Raw genomic sequence first — 19876 nt, forward strand, 5'->3', positions numbered from 1 at the left:
GATGTACGACGTCGTACTGCTCGTGGAGCAGGAGTTGTCGCAGGAGGACGCCCAGCGGGTCGTCGAGCTGCACCAGGACATGCCCGAGCCGGTGAAGTACCACGTGCTCGTGCCGTGCCACAACGCCGAAGCCGGGGTCGAGGCGTCGATCAGCGCGCTCGGCACGGCCGACCTGTACGGGAGCGGCCTGGTCGACCAGCGCGAGGAGCTGGCCGAGGCGCAGAAGGCGATCGACAGCGAGGCTCGCGACTGCACCGGCCGCAGCGTCCAGCGGTTGCGCGACCTGGGCCACGAAGCCGTCGGCGGGATCTCGCACGACCGCCCGATCGACGCGCTGACCGCGACCGTCGACAAGGTGAGCGGCCAGGAGGTCATCATCCTGACCCGGCCGCACATCGTCGCCGAGTTCTTCCACCTGGACTGGACGAACTCGGCCCGCCGGCATCTCGGCGTACCGGTGCTGCACCTGCTGGAGCACGACCCGGAGAAGGCCAAGAAGGCTTAGTGCACCAGCAGCGCCGCGTAGGTGAGGCCGCCGGCCAGCGCGGCGAAGAACGCTGACAGCCCACGCCGCAGGGTGTGGGCGCCGACCTTCCCGTAGTGGATGCCGTCCTCGGAGTTGTACGCCAGCCGGAAGCCGGTGTAGCTCGCGCCGAGGACGAGTGCGCACTTGATCATCCCGAGTCCCTCCCTCACGTCAGGACAATGCTTTCGCCTCTCAACAGTACGGCGGTTGATAGGCGAGTGCCCTGCCGGGTCGGGCCCTACACGCCCGCGGGCGACTCCGCGAACTGGGTGCGGTAGAGGTCGGCGTACTCGCCGTTGAGGGCGAGCAGCTGCTCGTGCGTCCCGCGCTCGACGATCGTGCCCTGGTCGACGACCAGGATCTGGTCGGCGTTGCGGACCGTGGAGAGCCGGTGCGCGATCACCAGTGAGGTCCGGCCTTCGAGCGCGGTGTCGAGCGCGCGCTGGACGGCGACCTCGGACTCGGAGTCCAGGTGTGCCGTCGCCTCGTCCAGTACGACGATGTGCGGCGCCTTCAGCAGCAGCCGGGCGATCGCCAGCCGCTGCCGCTCGCCACCCGACAGCCGGTGCCCGCGGTCGCCGACGACCGTGTCCAGCCCGTCGGGCAGCGTGGAGACGAGATCCCACACCTGTGCCGAGGTGAGCGCCTCGATCATCTGCTCCTCGGTCGCGTCCGGCTTGGCGTAGACCAGGTTGGCCCGGATCGTGTCGTGGAACATGTGCGCGTCCTGCGTCACGTACCCGACCGCGTCGTGCAGCGACTCCAGCGTCACCTCGCGGACGTCGTGCCCGCCGACGCTGACGGCGCCGCCGGTCACGTCGTACAGGCGGGCGACCAGGTTGGTGATCGTGGTCTTGCCGGCGCCCGAGGGACCGACCAGCGCGACCATCTGGCCGGGCTCGACGGTGAAGCTCACGTCGTGCAGCACCTGGGACGACGCGCGCTTGTCGAGCACCGCGACCGACTCCAGGCTGGCCAGCGAGACCTGGTCGGCGGTCGGGTAGGCGAACTCGACGTCGTCGAAGGCGACCGACGCGACGTCGGCCGGCAGCGGCTTCGCCTCCGGGCGGTCCTGGATCATCGGCTCCAGGTCGAGCACCTCGAAGACCCGCTCGAACGAGACCAGCGCGGTCATCACGTCGACCCGCACGTTCGACAGCGCGGTCAGCGGCCCGTACAGCCGGCCGAGCAGCGCGACCAGGGCCAGCAGCGTGCCGACGGTCAGCGTGTCCCGGACGGCGAGGTTGCCGCCGACGCCGTACACGAGCGCGGTCGCCAGTGAGGCGACCAGGGTGAGCGCGGTGAAGAAGACCCGGCCGAGCATCGCGGTCCGGATCCCCAGGTCGCGGACCCGCCCGGCGCGCTCGCCGAACTCCGCGTTCTCCGCGGACGGACGGCCGAACAGCGTCACCAGCAGCGCGCCGCCGACGCTGAAGCGCTCGGTCATCGCGGTGGACATGTCGGCGTTCAGCTGCATCTGCTCGCGGGTCAGCGCGGCCAGGCGGCGGCCGAGGACGCGGGCCGGGACCAGGAAGACCGGCAGCAGCAGGATCGCGACCAAGGTCAGCTGCCAGCTCAGCAGGAGCATCGCGCCGACCACCAGGATCAGGCTGATGATGTTCGAGACGACGCCGGACAGCGTCGAGGTGAACGCCTGCTGGGCACCGATCACGTCGGTGTTGAGCCGGGAGACCAGCGCGCCGGTCTGAGTGCGGGTGAAGAACGCGACCGGCATCTTCTGGACGTGCGCGAAGACCTTGGTGCGCAGGTCGAAAATCAGCCCCTCACCGATCTGCGCGGAGTACCAGCGCTGGATCAGACCGAGGCCGGCCTCGACGAGTGCGAGCAGCGCGACCAGCAGGGCCAGGCCGGTCACCAGGCCGGCGTTGCCCTTGGAGATGCCGTCGTCGACGATCTTCTTGAACAGCAGCGGCGAGGCGATCACCAGGAACGCGGAGACCACCACCAGCAGCAGGAACACCGTGATCTGCCACCGGAACGGCTTCGCGAACCGCACGATCCGCTTGACCGTGCCCTTGGCGAGCTTCTGGTTGACCACCGAGGCGTCCTGCCGGCGCCAGCTGCCCGGTCCACCCCTCATCATCGACTGCGACATTCGGCTCCTCCCGGTGTCCACCTTTCAACCTCAACAACACTCGAGGTCAAGCCCTTCTTCCCGCCGCGGTCAGCTCAGGTACGCCGCCAGCGCCGCGAGCCGGCGCTGCTGCGCCTCCCGCTCGGCCTTCAACTGCTCCTCGTACGTCCGGTCGGCGGCACCCAGCAGCAGCGCCTTCGTCTCCCGGACGGCGTCCGGCAGCGGGGTGAGCAGCGCGTCGGCCAGGTCCTTCACCGTCGCCTCCAGCTCCTCCGCCGGGACCACGATGTTGGCCAGCCCGATCTCCCGGGCCTCCTGCGCCTCGACGAAACGACCCGTCGCACAGATCTCCAGTGCCCGCGAGTATCCGACCAGCTGCACCAGCGGCTGCGTGCCGCCGAGGTCGGGCACCAGGCCGAGCGACGTCTCGCGCATCGCGAACTTCACGTCCGGCGCGACGACGCGCAGGTCACAGGCCAGCGCGAGCTGGAAGCCGGCACCGATGGCGTGCCCCTGGACGGCGGCCACGCTGACGAACTCCGGCCGGCGCAGCCAGGAGAACCCGGCCTGGATCTCGGCGATCGTCGCGTGCACCTCGTCGACCGGCTTGGTCCCGAGCGCGAGCAGCGGCTCCTCGCCGTCCACCGGCTCGGCCGTCATCAGCCGCCGGTCCAGCCCGGCCGAGAACGACGGGCCCTCCCCCGACACCACGACCACCCGGACCTCGGTGGGCAGGCTCGCGCCGAACGCGGCCAGCGCCCGCCACATCCCCGGCGTCTGCGCGTTGCGCACCTCCGGCCGGTCCAGCACCACGCGGGCGATCGGGCCGTCCACCGTCAACCGCAGTCCACTGTTGTCCATGCCCGCAACATACGCGATCGCTCCGACAGCTTCCCGCGTGGCTCACTTCTGTCATTCCGGTGAATTCGGCGGAACGAATCCCTACGCTGATTCCCGAGAGGCTCACGATTTCGGGGGTAATACCTGATGACAAAACACGCACGGAACAGTTTCTTCATCGTCGGCGAGGGAATCGCCGAATCCGATTCCACCGGTACGCCGCACACCCGGCGGCCACCCAGCCCGACGGGACCGTCCCGGCCGGTTTCACCTACCTCGGCCAGTTCGTCGACCACGACCTGACCATGGACCGCAACGTCGACAAACTCGGCGGGCTGATCGACGTCGACGACCTGCTCCAGGGCCGGTCACCGGCGCTCGACCTCGACTCGGTGTACGGGCGCGGACCGGCCGACGCCGAGGACCGGCGCTTCTTCGCCGCCGACGGCGTCCGGCTGCGGACCGGCGCATCCCAAGGCATCCCGCTGCCCGACGACCCGGTGGTGAACCAGGACCATCCCGGCTTCGACCTGCCGCGCAGCGGCACTGGGGACACACCGGCGGCTCGGCGCGCGGCCGTCGTACCGGATCAGCGCAACGACGAGAACCTGGTCGTCGCGCAGCTGCACTCGGCGTTCATCCGCTTCCACAATCGCGTCGTCGACCGGCTGGTCGCGAGCGGTACCGCGCCCGACGACCTGTACGCCGCGGCGCACGGCGTCGTCGTCCGGCACTACCAGTGGCTGCTGCGGACCGACTTCCTGCCGCGGATCGTCGCCCCGGCGATCGTCGAGGACGTCTTCACCCACGGCCGGCGGCACTTCGACGTCCCGCCGGCCGGGCGCCGATCGGTCGACACGCCGGCCACGATGCCGATCGAGTTCTCGGTCGCGGCGTACCGGCTCGGGCACAGCATGGTCCGCGGCGCCTACCAGTGGAACCGGCTGTTCAACAGCGACGGGCCGAACAAGATCGCCACGCTGCTGCAATTGTTCACGTTCACCGGGGACAGCGGCAATTTCACGCCGAATTCCACCGTCGAGCAGCTCGACTACGTGAATGCGGCCGGGCTGGAACGGCTGCCGAGCAACTGGATCGTGGATTTCCGGCGGCTTTTCGACTTCACCGAGGCCGGGCGCACCGACCTGGTCCCGCCGGCTGGCCAGCTCAACCACGCGAAGCGGATCGACTCGCTGCTGGTCGACCCGCTCGCGCTGCTGCCCGCGGGCACGTTCGGCGGCCGCGGTACGACGATCGCGCCCGCGCAGCGCAACCTCGCGTTCCGGAACCTCACCCGCGCCGACATGGTCCAACTCGCGACCGGGCAGCAGATGGCGGCGTTCCTCGGCGTACCGGCGCTGACGCGCGAGGCGATCCTGACCGGCGCGCAGGGCGCCGTACTGGACGAGATGCCGGAGGAGCAGCGGGAGCGGCTGGCCCGCGCGACGCCGCTGTGGTTCTACGTGCTGCGCGAGACCGAGCTGAACAGGGGACAGCTCGGTGAGGTCGGTGGCCGGATCGTCGCGGAGACGTTCCACCGGGCGCTGGAGAACAGCCGGACGTCGATCAGCCGCGAGCCGCACTGGCGCCCGTCGCTCGGGCCGGACGAGAACACCTTCCGGATGACCGACCGGCTGCTGTTCGCGTTCGAGGGCAGTCTCGACCTGCTCAACCCGCTCGGCGACGCCGTCGTGGCGACCGCCGTCTGACCGCGCGGCGGGTGTCTCCCGGCGTTGGGAGACACCCGTCGTGCCTCAGGCCAGCGACACCAGGTCGGCGTACTCGTTGGTCCAGAGGTCCTCGACGCCGTCGGGGAGCAGCAGGACGCGCTCCGGCTCGAGGGCCTCGACGGCGCCCTCGTCGTGAGTGACCAGGACGATCGCACCGGCGTACGAGCGGATCGCGTTCAGCACCTCGGCGCGCGAGGCCGGATCCAGGTTGTTGGTGGGCTCGTCGAGGAGCAGGACGTTCGCGGCGGAGACGACCAGGCTGGCCAGCGCGAGCCGGGTCTTCTCACCACCGGACAGCACCCGCGCGGGCTTGTCGGCGTCGTCACCGCTGAACAGGAACGAGCCGAGCACCGAGCGGGCCTGGGTCTCGTTCAGGTCCGGCGCGGCGGACTTCATGTTCTCGATGACGGTCCGGTTCATGTCCAGGGTCTCGTGCTCCTGGGCGTAGTACCCGAGCTTGAGCCCGTGCCCGTCGATCACCTCGCCGGTGTCGGACTTCTCGATCCCGGACAGCACCCGCAGCAGCGTCGTCTTCCCGGCGCCGTTCAGACCCAGTACGACGACCCGCGAGCCGCGGTCGATGGCCAGGTCGACGTCGGTGAAGATCTCCAGCGACCCGTACGACTTCGACAGCTCCTTGGCCATCAGCGGCGTCTTGCCGCACGGCGCCGGCGTCGGGAACGAGATCTTCGCGACCTTGTCGGCGGCCCGCGCGTCCTCCAGCCCGGCCATCAGCTTCTCGGCCCGCTTCAGCATGCCCTGGGCCGCGGTGGCCTTGGTCGCCTTGGCGCGCATCTTGTTCGCCTGCTCGACCAGCTGCGACGCCTTCTTCTCGGCGTTCGCGCGCTCGCGCTTGCGGCGCCGCTCGTCGGTCTCGCGCTGGGTCAGGTACGCCTTCCAGCCGACGTTGTAGACGTCGATCTCGGCCCGGTTGGCGTCCAGGTGGAAGACCCGGGTGACGGTCTCCTCGAGCAGGTTCACGTCGTGGCTGATCATGATCACGCCACCGGGGTACTGCTTGAGGAAGTCGCGCAGCCAGACGATCGAGTCGGCGTCCAGGTGGTTGGTCGGCTCGTCGAGCAGCAGCGTCTCCGCCTGCGCGAACAGGATCCGGGCCAGCTCGACGCGGCGGCGTTGACCACCCGACAGCGTGCTCAGCGGCTGGCCGAGGACACGGTCCGGCAGCCCGAGGTTCGCGGCGATCCGGGCCGCCTCCGACTCCGCGGCGTACCCGCCGGCCGCGTGCAGGTCGGCCTCGGCGCGCTCGTAGCGGCGCATGCCCTTCTCGCGGGTCTTGTCGTCGGCGCTGGCCATCTGCTTCTCGGCGTTGCGCAGGCGGCGTACGACCTCGTCGAGACCGCGGGCGGACAGGATCCGGTCCCGGGCCAGGACCGCCAGGTCGCCGGTCCGCGGGTCCTGCGGCAGGTACCCGATCTCGCCCGAGGAGGTGACCGAACCGCTGGCCGGCAGCCCCTCACCGGCCAGGATCTTGGTCAGCGTCGTCTTCCCGGCGCCGTTGCGCCCGACCAGTCCGACCTTGTCGCCGGGACCGACCCGGAACGACGCCGGAGCGAGCAGCTGCCGGGCCCCGACCCGGACCTCGACGTTGGAGACGGTGATCATGGCGGCGCGGAGGTCCTCAAGGTCGGGTGGCAGCGGGAGGACACGCGTCGGCGACGCCACGTCACGAGGCGGCCTGTGATCGGTGTCCAGGTCTAGTGTAGGTGCTGTGAAATTCAACCCGGACGCCGACTTGGACACCAGCGGCGTGGAGGACACCCGCGGCAGCGGCGGCGGTGGCGGCGGCCTGCTCCCCGGCGGCATGGGCATTCCCGTCGGCGGCGGCATCGGCGGCCTGATCCTGCTCGTCGTCGTACTCCTGCTCAACGGCGGCATCCCCGGCGTGGGCGGCGGCTCCGACGAGCCGACCGTCCGCAACACCGCCGAGGGCAACCTGGACAGCTGCAAGAAGGGCACCGATCTCGCCAAGAACGAGAACTGCCGCTTCGTGGTCTACCAGAACTCGATCCAGGGCTTCTGGGCCGCCGAGCTGCCGCGGCGCGGGAAGAAGTACGTGGCCGCGCCGATGCGCGTCTTCGACGGCCAGGTGAACACCGGCTGCGGTGCCGCCTCGAGCGCGGTCGGCCCGTTCTACTGCCCGCCGGACAAGCGGGTGTACCTCGACCTCGGTTTCTTCGACACGCTGCAGACCGAGCTCGGCGCCAAGGGTGGCAACTTCGCCGAGGCCTACGTGGTCGCGCACGAGTACGGCCACCACATCCAGAACCTCTACGGCTACCTGGACCGGATCAAGACCCGCGAGGGCCCGACGTCGGACTCGGTGCGCTCCGAGCTGCAGGCCGACTGCCTGGCCGGTATCTGGACCAATCACGCCACCACCGCCAAGGACGCCCAGGGCGACACGTTCATCTCCGGCCTGACCGACGACGACATCGACCGCGGCCTGGACGCGGCGGCGTCGGTCGGTGACGACCGGATCCAGCAGAAGACCCAGGGCCGGGTCACCCCGGAGAACTTCAGCCACGGCACCGCCGAGCAGCGCCAGCGCTGGTTCCGGGTCGGGATGGACTCCGGCGACATGAGCTCCTGCGACACCTGGAACACCCGTCAGCTCTGACACCGCCCGCTACGACGAAGGGTCCGCTCCCCTGCCGGGGAACGGACCCTTCGTTCGTGCTGGGTGCTACGCGACCTGCGCCGGCCGCCGGTAGCCCGGGAGGAGCTCGTCGACCAGGTGGTCGGTCTCCGGTTCGGCGCCGCGGGGGCCGCCGTGCTTGGCGAGGGCGGCGTACATCTGGCCGGCGATCGTGCTGACGTCCTCCGACGTACCGAAGTGCGAGGCCAGCCGCAGCGTCGCGCGCCACAGCTCCTCCGAGGCGGGGGCGAAGCTCAGGCCGGTCTGGAGCGCCGTGCGCGCCAGGTTGCCGTCGTTGTGGCGCAGGCTGGCTTCGGCCAGCTTCAGCGCCGCGTCGACGACCGCCTCGGCCATCCGGCGCTCGATGCCGGACGCCGCGAGCCACGAGTACCGGCCGGCGGGCAGCCCCGACCAGGCCTGGCCGTGCACGAGGCTGAGCGCCGTCGACAGCGGCTGCCGCGGGTCGTCCATCAGCTCGGCCTGCTTGGCCAGCGTCCGGAACACGTCCCAGTCGACCCGGACGACGCTGCGGTTGAGCATCCAGCGGCCCGACTCGTCGGCGTACATGGCGTCGACACCGACCCACTGCCGGGTGTGCTCGAGCGCCGCGTTGCGCAGCTCGTCGCTGATCCCGCGCGGCCAGATCGACCCGGCCAGCACGTTCGGGTGCACGCCGTAGTCCTGGCTGGCCAGGAACGCGACGATCTCCGTCGCGAGCTGCACACGGCCCTCGTCGATCGGCCCGCGGGCGTCGACCTCGACCGGTCCGAGCAGGTCGACCTCGACCGGCGCCGCCTGGCTCAGGTCCGTCGACGAGAACTCGTACGCCGGCATGTCCTGCTCGACGCGGCGCTTGTCCCGCGCCTCCGACTCGGCGGTCTCGAACAACGCGACCAGGTCGGCGAACTGCGCCGGGTTGATGCTGTGGGCATCGACCTCGAGCCCGAGCAGCCGGCAGACCGCCTGGTTCTTCTCGTCCACCACGAACCGCCAGGGCGCGTCGAGCACGTCACCGACGACGACCACCGCGACGCAGCGCTTCGGGTCGGCCGCCAGCCGGGCCAGCTGCTGCTGCTCCTCCAGCGACGGCGGCGCGGACACGAAGATGATCTCCGGGCCCCACAGCACCGCGTCGGGGTGCGCCATCCGCACGGTCGCGACCGAGTCGGCGTCGCGGCGAGCGCAGGCCTGCACCTGAGCGTCCGTACGCCGGGTGACCTGCTGCACTGCGTCGTCCAGCCTGGTCCAGTAGCTCAGCCGGGCCGGAGCCAGCGACGACAGATCGTCACCGAAGCCGACCATGCTCACGTGCGCGCCCTCGGACCACAGGTTCGTGGCCAGCTCAGCGGCCAGTGAGCCGACGACGTCGCGGGACGCGTTGGTGACACCGCCGAAGCTGACCACACCGCGCGCGGTGTCGAGATCGACCAGCACGGTCGCGCCGTCGGCGTTGCGGCCGATCGTCACCAGCGTCGGGTACGGCGCGGGCGCCGTGACCTCGCTCGTCGGCGCGTACGCCCGGCGCAGCACCCAGCGGCGCCCGTCGGCGATGACCTGCCACGGCGCCGGCGGCGGAGCCTGGGACTCCCCCGGCTCCAGCACCAGTGTCAGCGCCCGGTCGGTGACCAGCGCGGCCACGACGACCGGCATCAGCCGGTTCGCCTCGGTCATGCTCGCGCCGAGCTGGCGTAGTGAGTTGTCCACGAACTGCGCGGTCGGTACGTCGGCCGCCAGCCGCAGGTCCACCTCGGTCTGCCGGTTCGCCGCCGACTTCGGGCCCGGGCCGAGCGCCCAGCCGCGGCGCCGCTTCAGCGCCACCGCGAGACCGGCCGCGAGCAGGGTCGCGCCGAAGCCGTAGATCCCGGCCTCGGTGACGCTGATCCCGTCACCGGACTCGGCGACCGCGACCGGCACCGTCGTACCGCCGGCGGCCGGATCACCCGGCTGGGCCTGCGTCGTACCGGGGCCGTGCGGGCGGGTCGTGTCGACGGTCGGGTCGGCCGGCTTGGTGTCCTTGACGCCGGCGCCGCTGCCGATCGCGATCGACGACGGCTTCTCGACACCCTCCTCCTCGAACCAGCGGCTGCCGGTCCCGGGCTTGGCGTCAGTCGAGGCCTTCACCGTCGGCTTGGCCGGGACCTTCGGCGTCACCTTCTCCTTGGTGTCGGTGGTGTCCGGCGACAGCTTGTCGTCCTGCTGCTGCACCTTGGTGTCGATCGCGACCCGGACCGTGTGCACGCCCGGCCCCTTCGCGTCGGCCGGCAGCCGCACCTGCCAGCCCGGCATGATCAGGTCCGGGTTGGTCAGCCGGCGCCCGTCGGGCTGCAGCTTGTTCTTGTTGAGGTCGTAGATCTCCTTGTACCGCCGGCCCTCACCCAGGTACCGCTCGGCGATGTCCCACAGGCAGTCGTAGTTGCGCCCCTCGGGCGGCCGCACCTCGGTGTACTTGACGACCTGACCGGCCTGGTCGTTGTTCGTCCGTACGCCGGTGTGCCCGCCACTCAGCACCGTGCTGCGCTTCTCGGTCTGCCGGTACGTCGACACCGAGTCGTCCCCACCCTGCGACACGCTGATCGAGGTCGGCGCGACCCCGCTAGTCGTGACCGCACTGGCCACGGGCAACGTCACGCTCGCCGCACCCGCGATCAGCACCACGCCCGAAACGAGCCGCCGAGCCAGCGTCTGCGACCCACCCCCGAGCGGAATCCGCGGCGACAACCCGTGCCCCCGCACCTCGGCGACCGCCTCCGCGATCAGACACACCACGAAGTGCGCCCACGCCAGCCAGACGACGACCCCGATGATCCCCAGCACCGTCTCGATACTCAACTCGCTGAACAACACATCCCGCGAGGGCATCTCGTCCGGCCACGGCTTCCCGAAGAACGTCACCAGCACGTACGGCACCCCACCGACGATGGCCAGCACCGCCAGCAACGAAACGAACCCCTTGACCCGGTCCGCCGCCGCACTCCCCGACCCCCGCTGCGGCAACCGCGCGCTGCGTACTGGGTCAGTCGTCTTCACCATCGTCGTCCCTCCATCAGCCACCGATCCCCTGCACCTCTTGCACAGGCAACCGCTGCACAGCGTGCACGTCCGCCTGCCCCACCGGCAGCCAGCCCTGGCTGTTCCGCCAGTACGACACTTCCCAGTGGATCGTCAGCTTCACGGTATACATGCCGTCCTGCTGCTTCGCGCTGGAGCGCTTGTACACGTGGCTGCAGGTGCTCGCCTGGTGAAAGGGGTCCGCGCTCTCGTCGTAACCGTCCGAACCGATCGGCAACGTGCCGCCCAGGCACTCGAACGGGCCGGTCCCGTCCCCGGGATCCACCGTCAGCCGCGCGACAACCGCCTGCATCGTCAGACGCTGACCGGGATCGCCTTGACCCGGGTAGGAGAAGTTGACGATGTTCCGGTCACTGATCGCACCGTAGTTCTTCAGCACGTACGACGTTTCAGGCGCCAGCGCGAAGTACGCCGGCACGTTGACCCGCGGGGTGTAGGTCGGCTTCACCAGCAGCACCGGGTCGGGGTACGTCTCGTTGAAGTAGCTCCAGAACCGGTCCATGTACGCCTCGCGGCGGCACTGCTCCCGCTCCTCCCCCGAAACCGGGACGATGGCCCGCTCCAGGTGCGCACGGGGCCCGCCGTCGTTGTCGCCCAGGTCGTAGTCGACGATCGTCAGCCGGAGCACCCACTCCTTGCCTGCCGGAGGCGCGGCCAGGGTGATGCCGGCCGGGACGGGAAAGTCACGGCACGGGATGAAGGGCCGACCGGCCAGCTGCGTCCGCCACGGCGGCGGTGGGGCGCCGGTGACGGTACCGGCGTTGCAGTAGGCACCGAACCCGGCCGAGTTCGCGTACATCGCGCACGCGCCGTCGCCGAGCACCACCGTGGCCGACGCGGTCGGAGCGGGCAGGCCGACCAGTAGTGCGATCACCAGGCTCAGAGCCGTCAACCCGCGGGCGAACCGGTTGCGCATCCTTACTCCTGACAGTGGTCCTTGGTGCAGCGTATCGCCGCGAGGGAGCATCGTGCCCGGCGCGCCGGGCACGCCTCGGCCCCTCATTTCCATTCCGATCTAGGCCGGATACCGCACGGCGGCGCAGTTGATTCCCTTCGGAACCGGGCGGACGACGCGGTACATGGTCCAGCCCAAGCCGGTCTTGACCATGTCGATCGCCTCCGCGGTCCCCTTCGGCGCGACTACGACGAACTTGCGGGTCTTCGGGTTCCACCACTGCAGCCGCTGCGAGCGGCACAGGTTGAGCCGGACCACGCCGTACGGCTGCTTCGACGTGCCGACGACCACGATGCTGCCCGGCGGGCGCATCACCCAGCCGGCTTCCTTCGCGGCCTGGATGTCGATCTCGGTGCCGGCGTAGAAGATCGCCGGGAAGCTGGTCTTCACGATGTCCGCGTTCCGGGCGACCAGCGCCTGGTAGTACAGGGGGTACTTCGCGACCAGCCCCTCGACCGCGGGCTCGGCTCCGAACCGGCCGGGGACGACGACGACTCGCGCAGTGACGGCCGGTGGCTTCACCGTCGGCTTGGCCGACGTGGGACGGGGCGCCGGGGTCGAGTCCGGTGGCGGGGTCGGCAGGGTGATCGTCGGGTTGCTGTCGGGCCCGTCGTCGACGCCGACCGGCATGCCACCCTTGTTGGTCTCGCTGCCGCCGCTGCACCCGGCCAGGACGACCAGGAAGGCCATTGCCGTCGCCAGCGAACGTCCTCGCACTGCGCTGCTCCTCATCGGCGTCATCCTCAGCCCCCGCTCGTGGTCTTCGTCGGCTTCGTCGGGTCGGTGGGGTCGGTCGGATCCGTGGGGTCCGTCGGCGACGGGGTGTCCGTGGGCGTGGCGTTCGGCGTACACGTCGTCGGGAACGGGATCGGCAGGTCCCAGGTCGGCGTCGGCTCCGGCGACCCGGTGGTCCAGGTCGGGCACGGGACGTCGTACGTCGGCGGTGCGGCGGTGGAATGCACCGGAGCGCCGGTCCCCGGTCCCTCCGGCCTGGTCTCCACGACCAGCGGCGGGATCTTCGTCGGGGCGTCGTCCGGCTTCGAGACGCCCTGTTCGGTGTGGGCCTCGCCGACTCCGCTGGCCGTCAGGTTCTGGATGCCGACCATGCCGAGGAAGGTGGTCTTGTTGTCGATCTTGACCTGGACCTGCAGGTGATCGGCGTCGATCACGGTCGTCCCGCACTCGGTCACCGCCGGGTCGTTCTGGGTCACCTTGGCGCAGAACGTTCCGACCGCGTCGCCCGCCTTCGTGATGTCGATCTTCGCTTCGGGAGAGTTGAAGTCGATGGTGCTGACGCCGGCCCGGGCAGCTTCCTGGGCGTAGCCGACGGCCCGCGAGCGAGCACCCAACTGGCGGCCGCCGTCGATGACGAGACCGGCCAGGGTGAAGATCATCAGGGCGAGGATCACGACCGCCGGACTGAGGGCGCCGCGGTCGTTGCCGGGGGCATCGATGCGGAACCAGTCGCCGAGGCGGGTCAGGGTTCGGCGTACGGCGGGCGCTCGGCCCGCGCGGTCACGGGTTCTCGCCATCCCGGACTCCGCGGTAGGGGTCGAGGGAGCTGGAGAACTGCTTGGTGATCGTCGTGTCGCCACCGATGCCCAGCAGTCCGAGGTCGCGGTAGTCGATGGTGCAGGTGACCTCGACCGACAGTGGGGTGCCCGCGACGAAGCCGGTGGTGACGGCGCCCGAGGCCGAGGTCTTGCAGGACTCGACGGCCTGGTCCATGGTGCGGGCGACCGCCTCGTCGACCTTGGCCTGGGCCTGGCCGAGGCTGCGCTCCTGGCTCGCCGAGCGGGCGCCGTCGCGCGCGGCGTTCTCGAGCAACGACGAGGTCTGGAAGTACCGGCCGCAGGCCAGCAGGAAGAAGAAGAGGATCAGCAGGATGGGCGCGAGAATGACCATCTCCAGGGCCATCGTGCCGCGTTCACTCCGTCGGGGTCTGCTCATTCGCCGTCGTCCGCTTCGAACTCTTCGATCGGGCCGGTCGCCGTACGGGAGACCGTGAGCTTCAGGCCCGGAACCAGGGAGATGGTCTCGCCGGTGACGGTGAAGGACACCTGACCTTCGGGGTCGTTGTACGCCGGAGTCTCGACCTTCACGTCGCCGAGGGAGTCGCCACCGCCCAGCTGCTGCGCGTACGCCTCGATGTCGGCGCGGACCTTCTCGCCGACCGCCGTGGAGTACAGCTCGGGCTTGACCAGCCGCAGCCGCGAAACGCCTTCCTGGGCCGCGTTCAAAGCCACCGACCGCCCGTACAACCACAGCGCCGCCTGGATGGACACGAAGATCAGCGCCAGGATCGTCGGGGCGAGGATGGCGAGCTCCAGGGAGCTCGCTCCTCGTTCGGTACGACGTCGCGAGGGTACGCCGAAGTGCCGCCTGGAGCGGCCGGCTCCGCCGGGCCGGGCGAGGCGGTGCCCGGTGGTGGCGGTGGTGCGCCGGCGTCCCTGCGGCACGCGTCAGCCCTTCTGGATCTCGCCGGTGCGCTTCTCGATGACGCCCTTGACCACGGCGCCGATGGCGATCGCGGCGGCGACCAGGATGGCCGAGATGATCGCCCACTCCAGCGCCGAGGCGCCGAGCTCGCTCTCACCGCGGCGGGCCCGGGCCCGCTGGTTGTGGGCCCGCGCCAGCGCGTACCCGACCATCGCGCGCACGAACTGCACTTCCACGTTCATCCGTTCTGCCTTCCCACTCTTGAGCCCGACCGGGCCTCAGTATGCCCGGTACGACGACCGGAACCGCTCGACGGATCCCTTGCCCGATCCGCCGTCACCACTAACTTCCCAGGATCGCGGCTCCTGCCGGGTAGCCGAGGAAGAGCATGAAGGCGGCGCACATGACCAGCTGCGCGACCAGCATGGACTGGGAGCGTTCGCCGGCCTTGCCCTCGACGTCGGCGAGCTCCTTGCGGCGCAGGGAGGCGGCGCGCGACAGCAGGGAGGCGCGGATCTTGGCGCCTTCGTCGCCGGCCAGGGCCAGCGCGGAGGCGAGGTCGCGGAGCTCCTCGACGCCGAGGTCCTCGCCGAGGCGGGCCATCGCGTCCCAGGGGGTGATGCCGATCAGGCGGGCGTTGGCCAGCGCCTGGCGGATCCGGGCCATCGCCCAGTGGTCGCCGATCGTGGACGCGGTCATCAGCGCCTCGGGCAGGCCGCGGCCGCCGGCCAGGTTCATCGCGACCAGGTCGAGGAAGCTGCCGACCACGTGCCGGAAGTCGCGGCGGCGTTCCTCGGCTTCCTGGCGCAGCGCCAGGTCGGGCAGGAAGAACGCGAACGTCATCGCGGCCAGCGTGACGACGGCCGGGGCGGCACCCGGGGCCGGGAAGCCCACGTACGCCGCGGCGAACAGCACCACCGGGATGAAGATCAGCGCGCCGAGCGCGAAGAACACCTTGGTGGCCAGCATCGCCGCGAACGGCTGGTTCATCACCGCGAGGTCGCGGCGCAGCTTGCCGAAGGCCCAGCCGCGCGCGTTGGCCTCGGCCTCGAGCCGCCGGCCGAGGGTCTCGCGGGCCTTGTCGACACCGCCGAGCACCTTCTCCCCCGCCGCGCTCGCGGTGGAGGCGCTGCTGTAGCCGGCCCGGCCGGCGTCGATCCGCGCGATCGTGGAGAGCACGTTGGGGGCCGGCCGGACGAGCATCCGGACCAGCAGGAACACCCCGGCGCCGACCAGGCCGCCGCAGACGAAGGCCCAGGTCATCCGCCCACCACCTCCATCCGTTCGTCGCCGGCCCGCGCGGACCGTTTGTCGTCGGCCTTGATCAGGAACCGCTCCGGGACCTCGATCTTGGCCAGCTTGCGCAGCCAAACCAGGCCCACGGCGTACAGGGCGATCACCAGGAAGAGCACGAACTGGCCGATGAAGCTGGTGTACGGCTCCACATACTCCGGGTTGAACAGCACCAGCGCGGCCGCGACCACCAGCGTGATCGCGACGACGACCTGGACCGACCGCCGGGTGGAGCGCCGTTCGGCGGCGACCTTACGGCGTACGTCGAGCTCTTCGCGGGCCGAGTCGGCCAGCGCGGTCAGCACCTCGCGCAGACCCGGGCCGCGCAGCCGCGCGTTCAGCACCAGGGCGGCGACGATCAGGTCGGCGGACGGATCGTCGAGGTCGTCGGCGAACCGCATCAGGGCCGAGGGCAACGGTTCGCGGATCCGCAAGCGGTCGACGAGCAGGTTGAGGCCGGGTTTGATCGCCGGGGCGGCGTTCACCGCGGTGGCGGGGATCGCCTGCTCCAGACCGACCGCGCCGGCGATCGTGTCGCGCAGCGCCTCGGTCCAGGTGGCGAGCGCTTCCAGCCGCTCGATCGCGCGGCGCTCCTCACCGGTACCACCGAAGAAGCGGTCGGCCATCGCGGCCAGCAGGCCGAGCGCGACCGCGAGCACCAGCCAGCGGGTCACCACCAGCACCAGCAGCCCGATGACGACGCCGGCGCCGAGCCGGGTGAGCTGCCGCCGGTTGTCGACGCTGCGGCTGCGCTTGAACAGCGACGGTGTCTCCTCGCGCGGCAGTGTGCCGCGCAGGGCGATGATCAGCAGCAAGATCCCACCGCCGACGATCGCGCCGCACAGCAAGGCGATCAGGGTCCGGTCATTCATCGGATCACCTCACGCCCACCGGCCGTGCACCATCGGCTGGTAGCCGAAGTGCTCGAGCTCGTCCATGCAGGAGATCGGCGCGTGCGCCGCCGCCCGGCCGTCGGGTCCGGGTGCGAACACCTCGCCGGACAGCACCCGGCCGTCCCAGCCGGTCACCTCGCGGATGCTCTCGACGTACCGGGTCAGGGTGCCGCCGTGCTGGTAGTCGTTGTGCTTGCGGACGAACACGACGAAGTCGAGCGCGCCGGAGATCAGCATCTGGGTGGCTTCCATCGGGAGCCGCTCGGTGGCCTGGATGGCGTAGGTGCTGATCCGGTTGAACACCTCCATCGAGCTGTTCGAGTGGATCGTCGACAGCGAGCCGTCGTTGCCCTGGCTCATCGCGTTCAGCATCGTGACGATCTCGTCGCCGAGCACCTCACCGACGATGACGCGGCTGGGGTTCATGCGCAGCGAACGCCGGACCAGGTCGGCCATGCTGACCTCGCCGACGCCCTCGGAGTTCGGCAGCCGCTCCTCGAACGCGACCACGTTCGGGTGCAGGTCCTTGAACTCGCCGAGGCCGAGCTCGAGCGAGCGCTCGACGGTGATCAGGCGCTCGTGCGGCTGGATCTCGTTGGCCAGCGCGCGCAGCAGCGTGGTCTTGCCGGAGTTGGTGGCGCCCGCGATCATCACGTTCTTGCGGGCCGCGACGGCGGCCTTGAGGAACGAGCCGATCTCGTCGGAGAACGTCCCGTTGGCCACCAGATCCTTGAGGAACACGCGCCCCAGCCGCGAGCGCCGGATCGAGACCGCCGGGCGGGACGTCACGCCCATCACGGCGGAGAGGCGCGAGCCGTCGGGCAGCCGCAGGTCGAGCTGCGGGTTGGCCGAGTCGAACGGGCGGCTGGTCAGTCCGGCGTGCGCGGCCAGGACCTGGATCAGCTCGACCAGCTCCTCGTCGGACTCCGCGACCGGGCCGGGCCGCTCCTCGCGGCCGTCGCCGTACTGGACGAAGACCTGGTCACAGCCGTTGATGTCGATGTTCTCGACCTCGGGGTCGTCGATCAGCGGCTGCAGCCGGCCGACGCCGAACAGCGCGGAGTGGATCGCGCCGGCGATCTGCGCGTCGTCGTCGGGCGTCGGCGGCGTACGGCCCTCGGCGAGCTCGTAGCGGGCGTGGTCCTCGAGCACCTGGACGATCAGCGACCGGGCGTACTCGCGTTCGTCCTCGGCGCTCATCGGCGGGACGCCGTTCACCTGGTCGCGGCGGCGCTGCTCGTTCAGCCGCTCGGCGACCTGGACGCGCAGCTTGCGGACCAGCTCCTGGTCGGTGATCACCTGCGCACCTCACCATCGGGGAAGGCAGCCTGGGCCATGTCGTACTCGTACTGCGACGGCGCACCGACCACCGCGGCCATCTCGGCCGCGATCTCGGCGCCGGTGCGGATCAGCGTGGTCTTCTCCAGCCGGCCCTGTCCGCGCCCGTCGAAGAACGCGGCCCCGGCCGGGTCGTAGGCGAGGTGCCAGCGGTGCTGGATCTGGATCGACATCGCGTCCAGCACCGACCAGACCTGCTTCACACCGTCGCGGCGCTTCGGGTCAGCCACGACGACCACGCCGAGCTTGGCGTCCACGTGGTGCACCAGCGACGACAGCCGCTCGCGCAGGTGCGCCACGGACGAGCCGGTCGCCGTACAGACCAGGACGACGAACCGAGCAGCCTGTACGACGGGCAGCTGCGGCGACGACGGCCCGATCCGCCCGCAGTCGGCCAGTACGTCGGTGCTGTGCATCTGGTTGAATGTGAGACCCAGCGGCGCCCAGAGCCCGCCCATGCCGCCGATCTGCTCCGGCGAACGGACGCCGAGCATCACGTCGAGCCCGCCGTCGAGCTGCTGGCTGTGCGCCATGATGACCTCGTCGCCGAGGCCCTTGCGGCCCGCGGCGGCCAGGCTGACCAGGCCGCGGTCGGAGTTCAGCGGCTGGCCGCCGGGTGCGGTCATCCGGATCGCGACGTCGCTGCCGGCCGGGTCGCACTCGGTCAGCAGCACCTGCCGCGGCCAGAGCGCTCCCAGCACCAGGCTCGCGGTCGTCACCCCCGGCGAGCCCTTCGCGCTCGCCAGCGCGACCAGTGCCATCAGCGGGCTCCGGGCAGGTTGGAGACCTCGGGCCGCACCGAGTCGGACAGCTTGACCAGGACGAGCGTCTTCGCCGCGGCGGCGGCGGAGATGGTGGTGGCCTTGCTGAGGGGCACCAGCACGGTCACGTTGACCGTGCTGTTCGCGCCGCTCTTGGCATCGGTCAGCGCGCCGCTGGTGTTCGTCACCCGGGCCGCGTTGGCGAGCACCTCGGGCACGCCGCCCTCGGCGTTGGCGGCCGGGATCCGGACCAGCCGGACGACATCGCCCTGCTGGACCGCCTCGGCCGGCGCCCGACCACTCTCCAGGCTGACACCGACCAGCGCGCCGTCCTCAGGCACCGGGTCGGCGATGAAGTTCTGCGGCGTGACGAACTGGCCGGCGTAGATCCAGGACGTCGTGTACTTGTCCTTGAGCGTGTCCCGCTCGGACCAGAGCACCAGCGCGGCCGTGTTGCCGGCCAGGTCGCCGCGGGTCAGGTCCTTGTCCTCGATCTGGTGACCGGGCGGCAGGTTCCCCCGGACCGCCACGAAGTACTGCCGGTCGCCGCTGCGCAGCGCGATCAGCGTGGAGCCGGCCGCGCCGAGCAGGATCAGGATCACCGCCAGGGCGGCCAGCGCGGGGCGGCGTTCGCGGCTGCCGGGGAGGCGGCGGCCGGAGCCTCCGGGCTTGGCCGCGCGGGAGCCGGCGGCCTGGGGACGGTTGGTGGAGGAGAAACTCACGCGCCTACCGTAATGGCCAGTGGGTGCCAAGCAGACCGTCTGGTCCACAGCGTGGCGAGGCTGTTACCGCGCGGACACGTCCTCGGCCTCCTCGGGCGTCAGCAGCTCGGTGAACGCCCCCGGTCCGCCGTACAACTGGTCCAGATAGGTGTAGAGCGCCTGCAGGCAGCGGCCGAGCTCGCCCTGCCACTCCGGCTCCGCCGCCAGCTCGGCGGCGAGCTCGCGGCCTTCGGCCAGCGTGACGGCGGCGTTCACCGGCTGGTCGAGGCGCGGATCCGCTTCTGTAGTTGAAAGATCCACCGATCGGCGGACGGTCCGGATCCGCGCGGCGAGCGCGTTCCGGTCCGGCTCGGGCAGCAGCCGCTCGAAGCCGGGACCGCCGGACAGCTCGTCGAGGTAGCTGATCAGGGCGCCGAACAGCTCCAGGCCGTCGTACTCCGGGCCGGTGACGTTGGTGTGCCGCAGCCGGGCGGTCAGGCTGCGGGCTTCGGCGATGGTCCACTGCGACGGCGACAGAACGGTGCTCACCGGCCCAGCCTGGCACATCCAGGTTGATGCA

The 19876-nt window shown here is 70.7% G+C and carries 20 protein-coding genes; 3 read left to right on the forward strand and 17 right to left on the reverse strand.

Going from position 1 to position 19876, the window contains the following annotated elements; genetic code table 11:
• Position 1: 1 nt before the first annotated feature.
• Positions 2–505, forward strand: coding sequence for a hypothetical protein (locus ACZ6Z4_RS11105; RefSeq protein WP_465561492.1), 504 nt, complete (start codon positions 2–4; stop codon positions 503–505).
• On the opposite strand, the gene ACZ6Z4_RS11110 is transcribed toward ACZ6Z4_RS11105, so the two are convergent.
• The 3 genes from ACZ6Z4_RS11110 to ACZ6Z4_RS11120 all read right to left on the reverse strand — a co-directional run bounded on the left by ACZ6Z4_RS11110 (position 502) and on the right by ACZ6Z4_RS11120 (position 3482).
• Positions 502–696 (reverse strand): hypothetical protein, encoded by a 195-nt coding sequence (locus ACZ6Z4_RS11110; RefSeq protein WP_363674160.1) that lies wholly within the window; start codon positions 694–696, stop codon positions 502–504. The two genes, ACZ6Z4_RS11105 and ACZ6Z4_RS11110, sit on opposite strands and share 4 nt — an antisense overlap.
• 68 nt (positions 697–764) lie before the next feature.
• The gene (locus ACZ6Z4_RS11115; protein ID WP_465561496.1) at positions 765–2642 is read right to left on the reverse strand and encodes an ABC transporter ATP-binding protein; all 1878 of its coding nucleotides are present in this window, start codon (positions 2640–2642) and stop codon (positions 765–767) included.
• A gap of 69 nt (positions 2643–2711) precedes the next feature.
• Positions 2712–3482, reverse strand: coding sequence for an enoyl-CoA hydratase/isomerase family protein (locus ACZ6Z4_RS11120; protein WP_465561498.1), 771 nt, complete (start codon positions 3480–3482; stop codon positions 2712–2714).
• A gap of 284 nt (positions 3483–3766) precedes the next feature.
• On the opposite strand from ACZ6Z4_RS11120, the gene ACZ6Z4_RS11125 reads away from it, so the two are divergent.
• Positions 3767–5170 carry a peroxidase family protein gene (locus ACZ6Z4_RS11125; protein ID WP_465561500.1) on the forward strand — a complete coding sequence of 468 codons (1404 nt, stop codon included), beginning with the start codon at positions 3767–3769 and terminating at the stop codon, positions 5168–5170.
• 45 nt (positions 5171–5215) lie between these two features.
• Here the strand turns inward: ACZ6Z4_RS11125 and ACZ6Z4_RS11130 are convergent, their stop codons facing one another.
• Positions 5216–6814, reverse strand: coding sequence for an ABC-F family ATP-binding cassette domain-containing protein (locus ACZ6Z4_RS11130; RefSeq protein ID WP_363674152.1), 1599 nt, complete (start codon positions 6812–6814; stop codon positions 5216–5218).
• A 106-nt stretch (positions 6815–6920) separates the two neighbouring features.
• Between ACZ6Z4_RS11130 and ypfJ the strand changes: the two genes are divergently transcribed.
• On the forward strand, positions 6921–7829 hold the full coding sequence (gene ypfJ / locus ACZ6Z4_RS11135; protein WP_465561503.1) for a KPN_02809 family neutral zinc metallopeptidase: 909 nt from the start codon (positions 6921–6923) through the stop codon (positions 7827–7829).
• Between the two features lie 66 nt (positions 7830–7895).
• Here ypfJ and ACZ6Z4_RS11140 read toward each other — a convergent pair whose 3' ends face one another.
• The 13 genes from ACZ6Z4_RS11140 to ACZ6Z4_RS11200 all read right to left on the reverse strand — a co-directional run bounded on the left by ACZ6Z4_RS11140 (position 7896) and on the right by ACZ6Z4_RS11200 (position 19845).
• Complete coding sequence (locus ACZ6Z4_RS11140; RefSeq protein ID WP_465561506.1) at positions 7896–10877, reverse strand: hypothetical protein; 2982 nt, start codon at positions 10875–10877, stop codon at positions 7896–7898.
• Positions 10878–10890: 13 nt separating this feature from the next.
• On the reverse strand, positions 10891–11832 hold the full coding sequence (locus tag ACZ6Z4_RS11145; protein ID WP_465561508.1) for a hypothetical protein: 942 nt from the start codon (positions 11830–11832) through the stop codon (positions 10891–10893).
• 99 nt (positions 11833–11931) lie between these two features.
• Positions 11932–12588, reverse strand: a complete 657-nt coding sequence (locus tag ACZ6Z4_RS11150; RefSeq protein ID WP_465561510.1) for a hypothetical protein — start codon at positions 12586–12588, stop codon at positions 11932–11934.
• A 26-nt stretch (positions 12589–12614) separates the two neighbouring features.
• Positions 12615–13403, reverse strand: coding sequence for a TadE/TadG family type IV pilus assembly protein (locus ACZ6Z4_RS11155; RefSeq protein ID WP_465561512.1), 789 nt, complete (start codon positions 13401–13403; stop codon positions 12615–12617).
• Positions 13387–13821, reverse strand: coding sequence for a TadE/TadG family type IV pilus assembly protein (locus tag ACZ6Z4_RS11160; protein WP_465561514.1), 435 nt, complete (start codon positions 13819–13821; stop codon positions 13387–13389). The genes ACZ6Z4_RS11155 and ACZ6Z4_RS11160 overlap by 17 nt, the downstream gene beginning before the upstream one ends.
• Positions 13818–14330 (reverse strand): TadE/TadG family type IV pilus assembly protein, encoded by a 513-nt coding sequence (locus tag ACZ6Z4_RS11165; RefSeq protein WP_465561515.1) that lies wholly within the window; start codon positions 14328–14330, stop codon positions 13818–13820. Before ACZ6Z4_RS11165 ends, ACZ6Z4_RS11160 begins: the two co-directional genes overlap by 4 nt.
• Positions 14331–14333: 3 nt before the next feature.
• A complete protein-coding gene (locus ACZ6Z4_RS11170; protein WP_465561516.1) occupies positions 14334–14552 on the reverse strand; it encodes a hypothetical protein in 219 nt (72 codons plus the stop codon).
• Between the two features lie 100 nt (positions 14553–14652).
• The gene (locus tag ACZ6Z4_RS11175) at positions 14653–15573 is read right to left on the reverse strand and encodes a type II secretion system F family protein (RefSeq protein ID WP_465561517.1); all 921 of its coding nucleotides are present in this window, start codon (positions 15571–15573) and stop codon (positions 14653–14655) included.
• A complete protein-coding gene (locus ACZ6Z4_RS11180) occupies positions 15570–16475 on the reverse strand; it encodes a type II secretion system F family protein (protein ID WP_465561519.1) in 906 nt (301 codons plus the stop codon). The genes ACZ6Z4_RS11175 and ACZ6Z4_RS11180 overlap by 4 nt, the downstream gene beginning before the upstream one ends.
• A 9-nt stretch (positions 16476–16484) precedes the next feature.
• Positions 16485–17795, reverse strand: a complete 1311-nt coding sequence (locus tag ACZ6Z4_RS11185) for a CpaF family protein (RefSeq protein ID WP_363674130.1) — start codon at positions 17793–17795, stop codon at positions 16485–16487.
• The gene (locus ACZ6Z4_RS11190) at positions 17792–18595 is read right to left on the reverse strand and encodes a hypothetical protein (protein ID WP_465561521.1); all 804 of its coding nucleotides are present in this window, start codon (positions 18593–18595) and stop codon (positions 17792–17794) included. The genes ACZ6Z4_RS11185 and ACZ6Z4_RS11190 overlap by 4 nt, the downstream gene beginning before the upstream one ends.
• Positions 18595–19317 (reverse strand): hypothetical protein, encoded by a 723-nt coding sequence (locus tag ACZ6Z4_RS11195; protein ID WP_363674126.1) that lies wholly within the window; start codon positions 19315–19317, stop codon positions 18595–18597. Before ACZ6Z4_RS11195 ends, ACZ6Z4_RS11190 begins: the two co-directional genes overlap by 1 nt.
• A 63-nt stretch (positions 19318–19380) precedes the next feature.
• Entirely contained in the window at positions 19381–19845 is a 465-nt protein-coding gene (locus ACZ6Z4_RS11200; RefSeq protein ID WP_465561524.1) for a hypothetical protein, read from the reverse strand.
• Between the last annotated feature and the right edge of the window lie 31 nt (positions 19846–19876).

The sequence above is a fragment of the Kribbella sp. NPDC104740 genome, assembly GCF_055583505.1.

Bases quoted from the DNA above. Each gene is read 5' to 3' on its own strand.
- ACZ6Z4_RS11105 (WP_465561492.1), top strand. From the start codon at position 2: ATGTACGACGTCGTACTGCTCGTGGAGCAGGAGTTGTCGCAGGAGGAC.
- ACZ6Z4_RS11115 (WP_465561496.1), bottom strand. From the start codon at position 2,642: ATGTCGCAGTCGATGATGAGGGGTGGACCGGGCAGCTGGCGCCGGCAG.
- ACZ6Z4_RS11120 (WP_465561498.1), bottom strand. From the start codon at position 3,482: ATGGACAACAGTGGACTGCGGTTGACGGTGGACGGCCCGATCGCCCGC.
- ACZ6Z4_RS11125 (WP_465561500.1), top strand. From the start codon at position 3,767: ATGGACCGCAACGTCGACAAACTCGGCGGGCTGATCGACGTCGACGAC.
- ACZ6Z4_RS11130 (WP_363674152.1), bottom strand. From the start codon at position 6,814: ATGATCACCGTCTCCAACGTCGAGGTCCGGGTCGGGGCCCGGCAGCTG.
- ACZ6Z4_RS11140 (WP_465561506.1), bottom strand. From the start codon at position 10,877: ATGGTGAAGACGACTGACCCAGTACGCAGCGCGCGGTTGCCGCAGCGG.
- ACZ6Z4_RS11145 (WP_465561508.1), bottom strand. From the start codon at position 11,832: ATGCGCAACCGGTTCGCCCGCGGGTTGACGGCTCTGAGCCTGGTGATC.
- ACZ6Z4_RS11155 (WP_465561512.1), bottom strand. From the start codon at position 13,403: ATGGCGAGAACCCGTGACCGCGCGGGCCGAGCGCCCGCCGTACGCCGA.
- ACZ6Z4_RS11160 (WP_465561514.1), bottom strand. From the start codon at position 13,821: ATGAGCAGACCCCGACGGAGTGAACGCGGCACGATGGCCCTGGAGATG.
- ACZ6Z4_RS11170 (WP_465561516.1), bottom strand. From the start codon at position 14,552: ATGAACGTGGAAGTGCAGTTCGTGCGCGCGATGGTCGGGTACGCGCTG.
- ACZ6Z4_RS11175 (WP_465561517.1), bottom strand. From the start codon at position 15,573: ATGACCTGGGCCTTCGTCTGCGGCGGCCTGGTCGGCGCCGGGGTGTTC.
- ACZ6Z4_RS11180 (WP_465561519.1), bottom strand. From the start codon at position 16,475: ATGAATGACCGGACCCTGATCGCCTTGCTGTGCGGCGCGATCGTCGGC.
- ACZ6Z4_RS11190 (WP_465561521.1), bottom strand. From the start codon at position 18,595: ATGGCACTGGTCGCGCTGGCGAGCGCGAAGGGCTCGCCGGGGGTGACG.